This window comes from Stomatobaculum longum (assembly GCA_000242235.1).
GTDB lineage: Bacteria > Bacillota > Clostridia > Lachnospirales > Lachnospiraceae > Moryella > Moryella longum.
The window spans coordinates 417,594-431,239 of record JH590862.1 but is presented as its reverse complement, the minus strand read 5'-3'; the positions used below and the strand labels follow the sequence as shown (position 1 = coordinate 431,239).

At 58.0% G+C, this 13,646-nt stretch carries 13 protein-coding genes; 6 read left to right on the top strand and 7 right to left on the bottom strand.

Going from position 1 to position 13,646, the window contains the following annotated elements; all coding sequences use genetic code 11:
* Positions 1 to 22: 22 nt before the first annotated feature.
* A complete protein-coding gene (locus HMPREF9623_RS11465) occupies positions 23 to 199 on the bottom strand; it encodes a hypothetical protein (protein ID WP_009532797.1) in 177 nt (58 codons plus the stop codon).
* A 181-nt stretch (positions 200 to 380) separates the two neighbouring features.
* On the opposite strand from HMPREF9623_RS11465, the gene HMPREF9623_RS04935 reads away from it, so the two are divergent.
* On the top strand, positions 381 to 1,226 hold the full coding sequence (locus HMPREF9623_RS04935; RefSeq protein WP_009532796.1) for a 4Fe-4S binding protein: 846 nt from the start codon (positions 381 to 383) through the stop codon (positions 1,224 to 1,226).
* A 258-nt stretch (positions 1,227 to 1,484) separates the two neighbouring features.
* On the opposite strand, the gene HMPREF9623_RS04930 is transcribed toward HMPREF9623_RS04935, so the two are convergent.
* A complete protein-coding gene (locus HMPREF9623_RS04930) occupies positions 1,485 to 2,108 on the bottom strand; it encodes an NUDIX hydrolase (protein ID WP_009532795.1) in 624 nt (207 codons plus the stop codon).
* Between the two features lie 173 nt (positions 2,109 to 2,281).
* Between HMPREF9623_RS04930 and HMPREF9623_RS04925 the strand changes: the two genes are divergently transcribed.
* The 4 genes from HMPREF9623_RS04925 to HMPREF9623_RS10865 are packed head-to-tail and all read left to right on the top strand — an operon-like array spanning position 2,282 to position 5,626.
* Positions 2,282 to 3,385, top strand: a complete 1,104-nt coding sequence (locus tag HMPREF9623_RS04925; protein WP_009532794.1) for a metal ABC transporter substrate-binding protein — start codon at positions 2,282 to 2,284, stop codon at positions 3,383 to 3,385.
* A 47-nt stretch (positions 3,386 to 3,432) separates the two neighbouring features.
* Positions 3,433 to 4,140 (top strand): metal ABC transporter ATP-binding protein, encoded by a 708-nt coding sequence (locus HMPREF9623_RS04920; protein ID WP_009532793.1) that lies wholly within the window; start codon positions 3,433 to 3,435, stop codon positions 4,138 to 4,140.
* Positions 4,137 to 4,991: a metal ABC transporter permease gene (locus HMPREF9623_RS04915; RefSeq protein WP_009532792.1), complete on the top strand. Its 855-nt coding sequence runs from the start codon at positions 4,137 to 4,139 to the stop codon at positions 4,989 to 4,991. Before HMPREF9623_RS04920 ends, HMPREF9623_RS04915 begins: the two co-directional genes overlap by 4 nt.
* Positions 4,988 to 5,626 (top strand): hypothetical protein, encoded by a 639-nt coding sequence (locus HMPREF9623_RS10865; RefSeq protein ID WP_009532791.1) that lies wholly within the window; start codon positions 4,988 to 4,990, stop codon positions 5,624 to 5,626. Before HMPREF9623_RS04915 ends, HMPREF9623_RS10865 begins: the two co-directional genes overlap by 4 nt.
* Before the next feature lie 88 nt (positions 5,627 to 5,714).
* Here HMPREF9623_RS10865 and HMPREF9623_RS04905 read toward each other — a convergent pair whose 3' ends face one another.
* The 5 genes from HMPREF9623_RS04905 to HMPREF9623_RS04885 all read right to left on the bottom strand — a co-directional run bounded on the left by HMPREF9623_RS04905 (position 5,715) and on the right by HMPREF9623_RS04885 (position 10,405).
* Entirely contained in the window at positions 5,715 to 6,035 is a 321-nt protein-coding gene (locus HMPREF9623_RS04905) for a hypothetical protein (protein WP_009532790.1), read from the bottom strand.
* A gap of 67 nt (positions 6,036 to 6,102) precedes the next feature.
* Positions 6,103 to 6,513, bottom strand: coding sequence for an RrF2 family transcriptional regulator (locus HMPREF9623_RS04900; RefSeq protein ID WP_009532789.1), 411 nt, complete (start codon positions 6,511 to 6,513; stop codon positions 6,103 to 6,105).
* Positions 6,514 to 6,591: 78 nt separating this feature from the next.
* Positions 6,592 to 6,924, bottom strand: coding sequence for a hypothetical protein (locus tag HMPREF9623_RS04895; protein WP_009532788.1), 333 nt, complete (start codon positions 6,922 to 6,924; stop codon positions 6,592 to 6,594).
* Between the two features lie 130 nt (positions 6,925 to 7,054).
* Positions 7,055 to 8,299: an imidazolonepropionase gene (gene hutI, locus HMPREF9623_RS04890; protein ID WP_009532787.1), complete on the bottom strand. Its 1,245-nt coding sequence runs from the start codon at positions 8,297 to 8,299 to the stop codon at positions 7,055 to 7,057.
* A 78-nt stretch (positions 8,300 to 8,377) separates the two neighbouring features.
* Positions 8,378 to 10,405: a urocanate hydratase gene (locus HMPREF9623_RS04885; RefSeq protein ID WP_009532786.1), complete on the bottom strand. Its 2,028-nt coding sequence runs from the start codon at positions 10,403 to 10,405 to the stop codon at positions 8,378 to 8,380.
* A gap of 193 nt (positions 10,406 to 10,598) precedes the next feature.
* Between HMPREF9623_RS04885 and HMPREF9623_RS04880 the strand changes: the two genes are divergently transcribed.
* Entirely contained in the window at positions 10,599 to 13,463 is a 2,865-nt protein-coding gene (locus HMPREF9623_RS04880; RefSeq protein ID WP_009532785.1) for an AAA family ATPase, read from the top strand.
* Positions 13,464 to 13,646 lie beyond the last annotated feature (183 nt).

Below are 13,646 nucleotides of genomic sequence, written 5' to 3'. Positions count from 1 at the left end.
TTGAATCAATTCTCCTATCCCCTCAAAAGGGCGCCGGTTCGTACCGGCGCCCTTTTTCTGTCTCCTCCTCACCTTCCGCGTAATCGTCCGTATCGAGGACTTCCCGTCCGGAGCCGAGCACCTGCGTGTGAAAAACCGTGCCCGCAAGCAAGAGGACAACGGCAAGCGCTGCGAGCACAAAGTGTCTGCGAAGTTTCATAAGAATGCTCCTTTCCTGTAATAAACGACGGCACCAAAGATAGAGTAACACGGTCAGAAAAAAACAAATAACAAAGGAATATTCAGACAACAAGCGCCGGAAAAAGCAAAACATGCGGGGATGCACATGGTATAATGGGCTCAGGAAAAGTCATTTTGACGGTGAAAGCGAGGGAAAACGCATGCAGATTCGTGAGATTCACAGTTTGTATTTCAGCCCGACGGGCGGGACGGCAAAGTATGCAAAGGCCATGGCGGAGGGAGCGGCGGAGGCGCTGGCCTGTCCAGCGGAAATAAGCTCCTTTACCCTGCCGCGGGAGCGGGAGGAAGGGCGTCATTTTTCGAGCGATGAACTTTTGATCATCGGCTCTCCGACCTACGCGGGCAAGCTCCCGAATAAAATCCTTCCGGAATTTCAGGAGAAGCTTCGCGGGGAGCATACGCCTGTTCTTCTGTTTGTGACCTATGGGAACCGGAATTTCGACAACAGCCTTGCGGAGCTTTTGTCCGTGCTCCGGGGAAACGGTTTTCTGCCGCTTGCGGCAGCTGCCTTTGCCTGCCGCCACGCGTTTTCGGATCGCATCTGCCCCGAGAGACCGCGCGCCGAGGAACTCACGGCGGCTCGCAGCTTTGCGGCGCGTGCGGCGGAGGCCTTGAAGACTGCGGAGCGCGCGGCGTTGGAGGCTGTTTCTCTTGCGTTTACGGTGCCGGGCGATGCCGGGGCGCCCTACTATGTGCCGAAGGGCGAGGACGGCGCACCCGCCAAATTCCTGAAGGCAAAGCCGCTCACAGATCTTTCGAAGTGCCTGCACTGCGGCGCCTGTGCGGCGAACTGTCCCATGGGCTCGATTGACAGCTCGGACACCTCGAAGGTTCCCGGCATCTGCATCAAGTGCCAGGCCTGCGTGCGGGGCTGCAAACAGGGCGCCAAGTATTTTGAGGATGCGGCCTTCTTATCCCATGTCCGCATGCTCGAAGAGAACTTTGCGGCGCCGGAGAAGGAGAATCTCTATTTTTCTGTGTTCTGAGAGAAGAAGGGAGATGAGCGCCGTCGTCGCGGGCGATAAAAACAGAATGCGGTGTATCGAGATCCGGAGTGACAGAACGGACAAAGGGAAAGCAGCGCAGCGTGATTGTTGCCGCAGCTTGTGTGTTATGTGTGGCTGTGGGGAAAGGCAGAGAGAGGCTGGGCTATCGGGACAAGGGAGATGTCATGAAGCGATATGGGGGCGGAGACAGCGATAGGATTCCGCTGTCTCCGCGGGAAAGCGCCGAAATGTTTTTCTTTACACCGTCGCGCTTCCGCCGAGGAGGCGCTTTACAAAGCGCTCCAGCACCCGTGCGGTCATGCCCCAGATTAAGGGCGCGGTGTCCGGATAGACGGGTATGGTGTAGTCGCGGACCGCAAAGGGGTAGTTTTTGCCGCCCTCAATGCGGTCGTAGGGAAAATTCTCAATCGGGCGGGCGACAAAGCTCCCCCGATAGTGCTCGGCGCGGTGAGTCAGAAAAAAGGAGAGCGGCAGGGTAAAGACCCGGTCAACCTCGGCGGGTGAAAATGTGCCGCGGTAGTCTTTCAGTTCCGCCGCAAAGGCGTAGACCTTCTGCCCGGCGGGACCGCTCTCTGTGCCGATTTCCCCGAGCACGGTGAGCTGGCTGTCGTTTACAAGGAGTTCTTCCCGCACTTCGCGAAGGGCGGCTTCGAGCGGCGTCTCCCCGTCTTCGATGCCGCCGCCCGGGAGCGCAATATCGCCGGGCTGGTGGCGGAGGGAGAGCGCGCGGCGCTCAAAGAGGATGAAGAGCTCCCCGTCTTTCTCAATCAGGGGGAGGAGGACAGCGGCCTCTCGCTCTTTTTTCTGCGGTGCGGGTGCGCTTTGGAGCGCGCGGCGAATATCATTCGGTTGGAAATGCATGGTAATCCTTTCGGGGTGCTTGACAAAGTAGGGACAGCGGCATAAAATAAAACCAGCTTTCAAATTTGAAGTGCACAGTCGGCGGCAGTGGCCCTCTCGGGTCACATGCCGCCGTTCCTGCTACTGCAGCTGTGACTTGAGTTTGTCGGCATTATAGCACAAGGAGGAGAGACATGAAATTCAAACGTTGGATGGCAATGGCAACAGCGGCAGTGCTCGCGTTCGGCACACTTGCGGGGTGCGGACAGAGCGGAAAGAAGACGGAGAGCACAGCGGCGAGTGCAGAGAGCAGTGCTGAGGCGAGCGGCAAGAAGTTAAAGATTGTCGCGACCATCTTCCCGGAGTACGATTGGGTGCGTCAGATTCTCGGTGATGAGGCAAAGAATGCGGATATCACGCTTCTTCTTGACAAGGGCGTCGATTTGCACAGCTACCAGCCGAACGCCGAAGATATCGCAAAGATTTCCGAGTGCGACCTCTTTCTCTATGTGGGCGGTGAATCGGACGGCTGGGTCAAGGACGCACTGAAGGAAGGAAAGAATCCGGACCGTAAGGTCATCAACCTCCTCGAGGCGCTCGGCAACAACACGAAGGAAGAGGAAGTTGTCGAGGGCATGCAGGCCGAGGAAGAAGAGGGCAGCAAGGACAGCGAGAGCACGGCGGCGAGCCAGGCGGCGGAGAGTCAGGCTGCGGGTGAGAGCACGGCGGCGAGCGCGGAGAGCGAAGAAGAGGAATGCCCGGAATACGACGAGCATGTGTGGCTCTCGCTCCGGAATGCCGAGAGCATCTGTGAAGTCATCACGGAAGATCTGAAGAGCCTCGACAGCGCACACGCGGCAGTCTATGAGGCGAACTTAAAGAAGTACACGGAGCAGCTTGAGTCGCTGGATCAGCAGTACACGGATACGGTCAAGGCAGCGGCCAACAAGACCCTGCTTTTCGGCGACCGCTTCCCGTTCCGCTATCTCGTGGATGACTACGGCATCAAGTACTATGCGGCCTTTGTGGGTTGCTCGGCGGAGACCGAGGCGAGCTTTGAGACCGTCTCCTTCCTCGCAAAGAAGATGGATGAGCTCGGCCTTAAGCATGTCATGACGATTGAGGGCCCGAACAAGAAGATTGCGGAGACCATCATCCAGAATACGAAGGACAAGAATCAGGATATTCTGACCCTGAATTCGATGCAGTCCACGACGGAACAGGACATCGAGAGCGGCGAGACCTATCTCGGCATCATGCAGCAGAATCTGGAAGTTCTGAAGAAAGCGCTGCAGTAAGGAAACGGAATTAAGGCGCGACGGCGCCTGCAACGGAAAGGCAAAGCATGGCACAGCTTCTCTGCCGGGATCTGACACTCGGCTATGACCAGAAAAGCATCTTGGAACACTTGAATTTTGAAGTCAACGCGGGAGATTATCTCTGCATCGTCGGAGAGAACGGCTCCGGCAAGAGCACGCTGATGAAAACCATACTGGGACTGCAGCCGCCGCTCGCCGGCACGGTGGAGCGCGGCGACGGTCTTCGCGCCAATGAAATCGGGTATCTGCCGCAGCAGACCCTGGTGCAGCGCGATTTCCCGGCTTCGGTCGAGGAAATTGTGCTCTCGGGGCGGCAGGGCAGAACCGGTTTCTGGCCGTTTTACAGAAAGGCAGACCGGGAGAGCGCGGAAAAGAACATGGAGCGCATGGGCATCACAGCGTTCCGGAAGCGCTGCTACCGGGAGCTCTCGGGCGGACAGCAGCAGCGCGTGCTGCTTGCGCGGGCGCTCTGCGCGACCGAAAAGATGCTGCTTCTCGATGAGCCTGTCTCGGGTCTCGACCCGAAAGTCACGGCGGATATGTACCAGCTGATTCAGGGGCTGAATGAAGAGGGCATCACAATTATCATGATTTCGCACGACATTGCGGCAGCTGTGCAGTATGCGAGCCATATTCTGCACATCGGCAAGAAAGTGTTCTTCGGCACCAGAGAGGAATATCAGCACTCCCGGCTCGGCGAGTGGTTTTTACAGGAAGAGAGTGTGAACGCATGATGGCTATGGTACAAAAAATTCTCTTTTATCTGCAGTATCCGTTTGTGCGCTATGCCCTCATCGTCGGCGTGCTGATTGCGCTGAGCTCCTCGCTCCTCGGTGTGACCCTGGTTTTAAAGCGCTATTCCTACATCGGCGACGGCCTCTCGCATGTCGCCTTCGGCGCCATGTCCATCGCGACGGTCTTGAAGCTCTCGAACCAGATGGTTCTCATACTGCCGGTCACGATCGTCTGCGCGGTGCTCCTGCTCCGCACGGGCCAGAACAGTAAAATCAAGGGCGATGCGGCCATCGCCATGCTCTCGGTCGGTGCCCTGGCCTTCGGTTATCTGGTCATGAATGTGTTCTCGACCTCGGCCAATCTCTCGGGCGATGTCTGCTCGACGCTGTTCGGTTCGACCTCGATTTTGACGCTGACCAGCCGGGAGGTGCAGCTCTGCGCCGCACTCTCGTTCCTGGTGGTCTGCCTTTTCATTGTCTATTACCAGAAGATTTTTGCGGTGACCTTTGACGAGAACTTTGCGCGCGCCTCGGGGACCGATGCCGGGCGGTATAACCTCCTGATTGCAATCACGGTCGCGGTCATCATCGTGCTCGCGATGAATCTGGTGGGCTCGCTGCTCATCTCGGCGCTGGTCATTTTTCCGGCGCTCTCGGCAATGCGCCTGTTTCACAACTTTAAGAGTGTTACCGTTTGTTCCGCACTGCTCTCGGTGACCTGCGCGCTGCTCGGTATTCTCGCGTCTATCCTCGCGGGCACACCGGTCGGCTCGACCATCGTCGCGGCGGATGCAATCGCATTCGGGCTTTGCTCCCTGATTGCGGCGGTACAGCGGAGGAAGACAGCATGAGAAATAAGAAGTATGTATGGCCGACGGCACTGGCGCTTGTGCTTCTGCTCAGTGCCTGCGGTAGCGCGGACGGGACAAAGAGCCGTGCCGGCGGAAGTCAGACCAAGAGTGTCAATGAGGTGCTCGCGTCGGGGCAACAGGCGGCGGAGAGTCAGAAGGCAGCGAGCGCATCGTCGGAGACCGTCGATGTCACCGCGGCGAGCCGCGTGGTCGAGGAGAGCAGTGAAGCGCCGGTCGACTTAAAAGGCGCAGACGGCACGGACCTCGACCTCACGAAGCTGAGCGCGACCATGGTTTTCTCGGAGGTCTACAACATCATGGTGAACCCCGACAGCTGCATGGGCAAGACCATACGGATGAGGGGACTCGTCGCAATCTATCACGACGAGACCAAGGACACGGACTACTACTCCTGTATTGTGCAGGATGCGACCGCCTGCTGCGCGCAGGGCATCGAGTTCAAGCTGGCGGACAACTACCGCTTCCCCGACGATTATCCGCCGGAGGGCTCGGAAATCACCGTGCGCGGGCGCTTTGATGTCTACAAAGAGGGCGAGTACAAATACGCTGTCTTAAAAGACGCGGTGCTCGAAAAGGTCAATACCGAGAACGAGGGCGAGACAACGGCGCCGTAAGGTACAGACAAACAGATAGAAAAATAAGCTGCGGGACGAAATATTCGTCCCGCAGCTTATTTTTGCGGAAAGCGGTTCGCTTCACATCTCAGTTTCCGAGATTGTCGCGAAGCAGAGAAATCAGAATACTTCCCCAGAGCAACAGCATGTAGACGGACTGTTGGTGGTTCTGTTCAAATCGCTGCAGGGCTTTTAGCTTTTGGTTCCCATCCGTCGCGTTTGGATTTCGGGCTGCAAGCTTTCTACACCTGAAACGCAACACTTCGGACAGGCAGAACAAGAGGCCGGCAAGCGCAAACAGCGAAATTTTCCGGTCGAGCATAATGCAAAACGCGCCTGCCAGAACGCTGAGATTTGCGGTGATGACGCGCACCACAGAGAGAATATAGAGTTGCTTTGCATCGGACATGGCAGAAACCTCCTGTTTCGGTGAAATCAACCGGACGCTTCGAAACGCATTCCGCAAAACAGATCGCTTATTGTTTTCCGAAGAGCATGGTCGCGAGCGAATCCCGCTTTAATTCACGATCCAGTCTCGACTCCAGATCGGCAAGGTAGGCGCGGGTCTGGCAGGGCTTTTGCGTCGCCTCGATCCACTCGCAGCAGTAGCCGCCGGCGGTGCAGTGGTTCACGCGCTCTTCCGGCTCAAAGACTTTCAGAAGGTCAAAGAGTGTGAGCGCGGATAAATCCGCTGTGAGGCGCACGCCGCCGCCCACGCCGCGCACGGCGTGGATGTAGTCGGCGGCCGCGAGCTTTCGTATGATTTTATAGGCAAACTTTTGCGGAATCAGTTCTTCTTCGCAGAGTGCGCGCATGGTGTGCATATCGCCGTCACCGAGACCGCGCAGAATGCGGAGCGCGTAGTCGAGTTCCCTTGAGATTAACAAAACAATCCCCCCTCTTCGTGTGAATCCTAAAAGTATACCGAAAAGGGGGGGAAAGAACAAGCTGTTTTTTTCAGCGCTTCAGTCGTAAGTCGTCTCTACATCCATCGTGAACAGAATCAGAACGAGGCGGAAGATGTAGTAGGCGGGTAGAAGCCGCGCGACCAGAAAGTAAAGCAGATAGCGCGGGCCTCCCGCCGCGCGGAGTGCCTTCGGATCCAGGTAGACATGGTTCTCGTTGTTCTTCGCGTGCAGCGCATAGAAGAAGAGCGCGAGGAAGAGGAGTAGCACCTTGAGGCCGATGCAAAGCAGCGGATCGATGGGCGCATAGGACAAGAGAAGCGCCGTCAGAATGGAAGCAACATAGAGATAAAAGGCGACGAAACAGAGTTTCTTCTGACTTGCCGGACTCATATCGGTTCCTCCTTCCGGAAACGGCTGTGCGCAGCTATTTGTACACGTTTGGTATAGTACAGGAGGGAGAAAAAATAATAAGTTTAAGCTAAGTGTAAGAAAGCTGTCAGAATCAAAGCGATATCGCCACTCAAATGACGAACTCTCCGCGCTTCATGACGCGGGACACGATGTTTACGCCGGTCCGGTAGGGCAGGAACTGAATCGAGGGATAGTGCAGGAAGATGAGGTCAGCCTGCTTGCCGGGGTCTATGCTGCCGATTTCCTTCTCTCTGCCGACTGCCGCCGCGCCGTTTAAGGTGAGCGCCGTGACGACTTCTTCAATCCGCATGTTCATGTAGATACAGCCGAGCGCAATGAGGAGCGGAATCGAATTGCTGAAGCAGCTGCCGGGGTTCAAATCCGAGGCGAGCGCGACCGCGCAGCCCGCGTCAATCAGCTTCCGCGCGGGCGCATAGGGCTCCTTTAAGCAGAAGGCCGTGAGCGGCAAGAGAGTTGCAATCGTGTTGCCCTCGGCGAGGCGGCGTATGCCCTCGTCGGAGGCCTTTAAGAGATGGTCTGCGGAGTGTGCGCCGCAACCCACCGCCATCTCGGCGCCGCCGAAGTCCGGCGCAATCTCATCCGCGTGGACTTTCAGGCGGAAGCCGAGTTTTTTCGCCTCCTGCAGGTACCAGGTAGAGTCCTCGATGTTAAAGACGCCGGTCTCGGTGAAGATATCGGCAAATTCCGCAAGATCCTCTTTTTTGACCTCCGGCATGACCTCGGTCAGCATGTACCGGAGAAACTCGCGCTCCTTTCCCTTCCATTCGGGAAGCACGCTGTGCGGCCCCAAAAAGGTGCGCACCACATCGACCGGGTGGCTTTCGTCCAGTACCTTCATCGCGCGGAGCATGCGGAGTTCGGTGTCCTTATCCATGCCGTAACCGCTCTTGCCCTCGACCGTGGTCACACCGAAGCGGAGCATGGTGTCGAGCCGCTCTTTGCCGACTGCCACGAAGTCTTCGACCGAGGCAGCGCGGGTCGGAGTCACGGTCGCGTTGATGCCGCCGCCCTTTTCCATGATCGAGAGATAGCTCTCGCCCTGCAGGCGCCAGCCGAATTCATCGGCGCGATAGCCGCCGAAGAGAAAGTGGGTGTGGGAATCCACGAAGCCCGGCAGAACCGCCTGCCCGCCCGCATCGATGAGCTCCGCTGTCTGGAAATCCACTTTCTTGTCGAGTTCCTCGGTGCTGCCGACCAGGGCAATGTGTCCGTCTTCAATCAGAACGGCGCCGTTTTTGATGATGCCGACCTCTTTCATTTCGCTGCCGTGCTTTGCTTTGTCGCCGCTGCAGGTCACGAGCTCCGCCGCGCGGCGGATGTAAGTTCGCTTCATTTGCTTTGTCCTCCTCAGAGAGTCAGTGTGCTGTCAAATAAAAACCGCGGCGCAGGGAAACTACGCCGCAGTGAAAACTCAGTGCTTTTCGGTTGCGCGCCGGAATGCCTGCTCGATAAGGCTGTCGCTCGCAATATAGGGCATGGTGATGTGGTCGCTGTCCTTGAACTTCTCGTTGTAAGCCGCAACGGTCTCGATCGAGTGTTCGTTCCGCGCCCAGTTTCTGCGGGACACGCCGACCATGGTATCCCACGGAATCGACTCGCGGATAATCTGATCCGTGAGCTCGCTACCGTCGAGAACCAGGCCGAAGCCGCCGTTAATCGCCTTGCCGATGCCCACGCCGCCGCCGTTGTGGAGCGCAATCAGGCTCATGCCGCGCGCCGCGTTGCCGGCGAAGCAGTGGGTTGCCATGTCAGCCGTGAACTGCGAGCCGTCGTAGATATTGGAGGTCTCGCGGTAGGGAGAATCCGTGCCGCCGGTGTCGTGGTGGTCGCGGCCCAGCATGACCGGTCCGATTTCCCCGTTCCGCACCATCTCGTTGAAGCGGAGCGCAATGTCTCTTCTGCCGAGCGCATCCTGGTAGAGAATGCGGCACTGGGTGCCGACGACGAGTTTATTCTTGTCCGCGTCGCGAATCCAGACCCAGTTGTCTCTGTCCTGGAAGCGGCGGTTCGGGTCTATGATCTCCATGGCCGCGTGGTCGGTCTTTAAGAGATCCTCGTGCTTGCCGGAGAGGCAGCACCAGCGGAACGGACCGTAGCCGTAGTCAAAGAGCATCGGGCCCATGATATCCTCGACATAGGACGGGAAGATGAAGCCTTCGGTCGTGTCGCGCTTATTCTTCGCGATTTCCGGGTTGCCCGCGTCAAAGATGGCCTTCATGAAGGAGTTGCCGTAGTCAAAGAAGTAGGAACCGCGCTCCACGAGCTTCTGAATCAGGTGGAAGTGCTTTGTCAGGGTCTCATCGACCAGTTTGATAAACTGCTCTCTGTCCTCGGCGAGGAGACGCGTTCTCTCTTCAAAGCTGATGCCCTGCGGGCAGTAGCCGCCGTCGTAGGGAACGTGGCAGGAGGTCTGGTCGGAGAGAAGTTCGATCTTCTCGTTGTGATCGACCGCGTACTGCAGGAGATCCACAATGTTGCCGTGGAAGGCAATCGACATGGGCTCCTTCTTCTCGAGGGACTCGTGCGCAAAGCGGAAGGCTTCCTCGGGGGTCTCAGCGACTTTGGAGACCCAGCCCTGGCTGTGTCTGGTCTCGATGCGGGAGTAGTCGACTTCCGCGACAATGCCGACACCGCCCGCAATCTCGACTGCCTTCGGCTGCGCGCCGCTCATGCCGCCGAGACCGCTGGTCACGAAGAGGTGGCCTGCGAGATCGCCGTCCGCCGGAATGCCGAGATACTTTCTGCCTGCGTTCAGGATGGTGTTGAAGGTGCCGTGGACAATGCCCTGCGGGCCGATGTACATCCAGCCGCCTGCGGTCATCTGGCCGTAGCTCGAGCAGCCCATCGCGGTGATGCGGGTCCAGTCCTTTAAGTTATCCGCCTCGCCGACCAAGAGACCGTTTGTGATGATGACGCGCGGCGCCTGCTTGTGGGAGTGGAAGAGGCCCAGCGGGTGGCCGGACATCACAACCAAGGTCTGCTCGTCGGTCAGTGCTTCCAGGTACTTCTTTAAGAGCTGATACTGCATCCAGTTCTGGCAGACCGAGCCGGTCTCGCCGTAGGTCACGAGCTCATAGGGATAGAGCGCAATCTCGGGGCTCAAGTTATTGTCAATCATGACCTGGAACGCCTTGCCCTGCAGGCAGTTGCCGCGGTACTCGTCAATCGGCTTGCCGTGTAAGGGCTCCTTCGGCATGAAGCGGTAGCCGTAGATGCGGCCGTGGGTCAAAAGCTCTTCCATGAATTCGTCCGCGAGCGCCTCGTGGAGCTCTTCCGGAACATAACGGAGCGCGTTTTTCAGCGCGAGCTTTTTCTCGTGGTCGGAGAGCTCGAGGTCTCGCCGCGGTGCGCGGCGGAGCTTCGGGTCGAATTTCGGATATTCGGGGAGCACAGCGTCGAGCTTGATGGTCATGCAAGCGCCGATTTCCTGGTTGGTCATGGGGCACCTTCCTTTCTGCAGATCGTGCAAACACAGTCAGAACTATTTCATGATTGAGACCCAGTATAAATAGGCAGAGTCGAAAAAACGTCTAATTTTGTGGGAACAAAAGAATTAAATTTGACGGTTATGCTGGACTTTGCCGTCGGCTCGCTCCTATAATAAGGGCAGAATGAAAGAGGAGGCAGGGAAGTTGGAGACAATCGAGATTCGGTTTCTGGGCAATCCGGAGATTCGGAGAAACGGAACTCGCGTGAGTTTTCCGTACCGCAAGGCAGAGGCCTTTTTCTACTACCTTGCCTACCGGCAGCGCGCAAGCCGCGAGGAGCTGATTCATTTGCTCTGGGGCGACGAAGAGGAGAGCACCGGCAGAAAAAAACTCAGGGACGCGGTCTATCAGGTGCGGCGTCAGCTCGGCAGCGAGGTGTTGACGAGTCAGGGAAATGCGGAACTCGCCCTCTCCGCGGAGGTGCGGCTCTCGACCGACTTATCGCGCTGTGATGCGCCGTTTCTCGAGCATTTTTTTGTGAAGAACTGCTACGAGTTCGAGGAATGGGCCGAGGGTGTCCGCAGTGAGCGGCAGCGGCAGGACAGTGCAGTCGCCAGACAGCAGTATGAGGCGGCCTATCAAAAGGAGGATGTCGCGGGGATGCAGCGCGCGGCAAAAGTGCTGCTCGCGGAAGACCCGTTTAACGAGGATTTATATCTGGAACTCATGCAGCGCTATGCGGCCTGCGGGCAGCATCACATGGCGCTTCGTCTGTACCGCGACATGGAAAGACTGTTCCGCGAGGAACTCGAGACAGCGCCCTCCCGCGAGGCGACGCAACTGTTTCAGCAGATTTTTACGATGAAAGAGCAGCTGCCGCCGGTCGAGGAGAAGAGCGGCGGTCCGGGCCACATCGGCCGCGAAAAAGAACTGCTCGAAATCAGCGGTTTTTTGCAGGCAGGCAGCACAAAGAGTGTCGCCCTGATTGAGGGCGAAGAGGGCTGCGGCAAGACCGGTTTTCTCGATGCCTGCCGGAAGCTCGCGGAGGGAAACGGGCTGCTTGCGCTCCACGCAATCTGCTACCGTCAGGGCGCCGAGTTTTTCCTGAGTCCGTTCGGCGATATCTTTGAAGAGTTGCGTCAGCTCGCCGCGGAGGGAAAGCTCGGCGACATTTCGGAAGAGGAGACCGCGTTGACGATTGCCGAACTCGCGGGCGGCGTGGAGGAGGAGGGCAGCGGTTATCTCCGCTATCAGGCGGTGGAGCAGCGCCTCCTGGGTCTCTTGCAGACCCTTTGCCGGAGAAAGCGCGTGCTCATCACGATCGATGAAATCCAGTGGATGGATGAAGTGAGCTACCGTCTTCTCCTAAAGTTGTTGCAGAGTCTCGACGCCGCGCAGCTTCGGCTCCTCTGCACTTACCAGGGGCAGGAGGAGGCAAAAGTCGTGCGGGAGCTGGAGCGCCCGGTTCGCGAAGACCGCGTCCGCTTTCTCGCGCTGAAGCCGTTTTCGCGGGCAGAGTCCGACCGCATAGTGCTCCGCGTGTTTCCGGAATTCCGGGAGGCGCCCGAGCGCCTCGCCGCGCTCTATGAGATGACCGAGGGAAATGCCTTCTTTCTACAGGAGATGATTGCGCTGATTCGGGAAAAGGGCTTTGTGCTCCGGAAGACCCCCAAGATTGACCGCCTGATTGCGGCCAGACTCTCCGGTCTCACGGGCGCCGAGCGGGAGGTGCTCTCCTGTATGGCAATCTTTCCGGAAAAAATCAATATGGAAGAACTCGAGTACCTCCTGCCGCACATGAATCGTCTGGAACTGCTCGGATATCTCGAGAGTCTCGAGGGCAACCGGCTGATTCAGGAGCTCACGGTCGGCTTTGAGGTCTGCTATAAGTTTGTGCACCGTGTCTTCCGGGAATATCTCTATGAACAGCAGAGTGCGGGGCGCACGCGGCTCTATCACCGTATGCTCGCCGAGTACTATGAGCGTACCCAGGGCGGGCGCTACGCCGCACTGCCTGTCATTGCGCACCACTGGATGCGCGCCCTCTGCCCGGTCAAGGCCTACGGCTATCAGATTCGCTATCTGCAGGAGTTCTATACGATACTGAATGAGAACTTTCCGATTGTGCACTCGGAGATCACCGATCTCGGCGGACAGTTCGGCGCGCTCGCGGAGGCGGAGAAGATGCTGGAGCTCGCCAAGGAGGTGATACGCCTCGAGGACAATTCGCCCGAAGTGAGCCGCATGAAAATGCAGATGTTATATATTCTCGGGCGGCACGACATCGCGGCCGGACACTACGACAGCGGCGTCGCGGCGATTGAACAGTGCATGATGGCGGCGCGGCGCGGCGCGGACCTGGATATGCTCTTTTCCTGTTATCTGCAGCATATTTTTCACAGCATTCAGACTTCAAACCTCGAAAAAGCGGAGCGTTATACGGCGCTCGGGCTCAAAGAGTCGGCGGAAGGTCACGCCGAGATGCACGCGGCGTTTCAGCGCCTTTGGGGCTGGTGCCTGTTAAGGCGGGGGCGGTTTGAAGCGGCGAACACAGCGCTCCGGGAAGCGCGTAGTGCGTTTGAGGCGCTCGAAGCGGAGCAGGCAGAGAAGTCTCCGAAGTATCGCGCGAGCATTGCGGCCTGCCTTGCCTACTGCGGCGACATTGCGCGGATGCAGGGCAAGCTCGAAGCGGCGCTTGCCGCCTACCGGGACGCAGCGACCATAGGCGGCGTCTCCGGAGAGACAAACGGGATGGCGCAGATTTATTCCGGCATCGGGCAGCTCCTCTATCTGCTCGGGCGGGATGTCGAGAGCGGCGAATATCTGACCCGAGCTGCCGGTATCCTCACAGCGAGCGGCTATCGCTGGGGGCTCGAGCGAACCGAAGGCTACCTCGCGCTGCTTGCAATCCGACAGAGACAGACAGCGGCAGCGGCGGACCACCTCAAAAAGGCCCGCTACATAGCGGAGCGAATCCGGAATCCGGAGACGGAAGAACTGCTTCGGGAAGCGGAGGTTGCGCTTTCGCGTCAAGAGGGAACCGCGCGGACGATGAGGGGTAAGTCCTGAGGAAGACAGTGAATCCGTAAAGAAAACGATTTGCAGGGCGGCTTGCCGCCCTTTTTGTATGCAATTGAGAGGGACAGTCGGCTGGGCTGTCCTATTTTGCGGACACGGACGGATGCGGTGTCACTTTGCGGGAGGCAGAGTAGAGCGGTGATTCCGAAATTTCTCCACAAATATTTCTCTAAA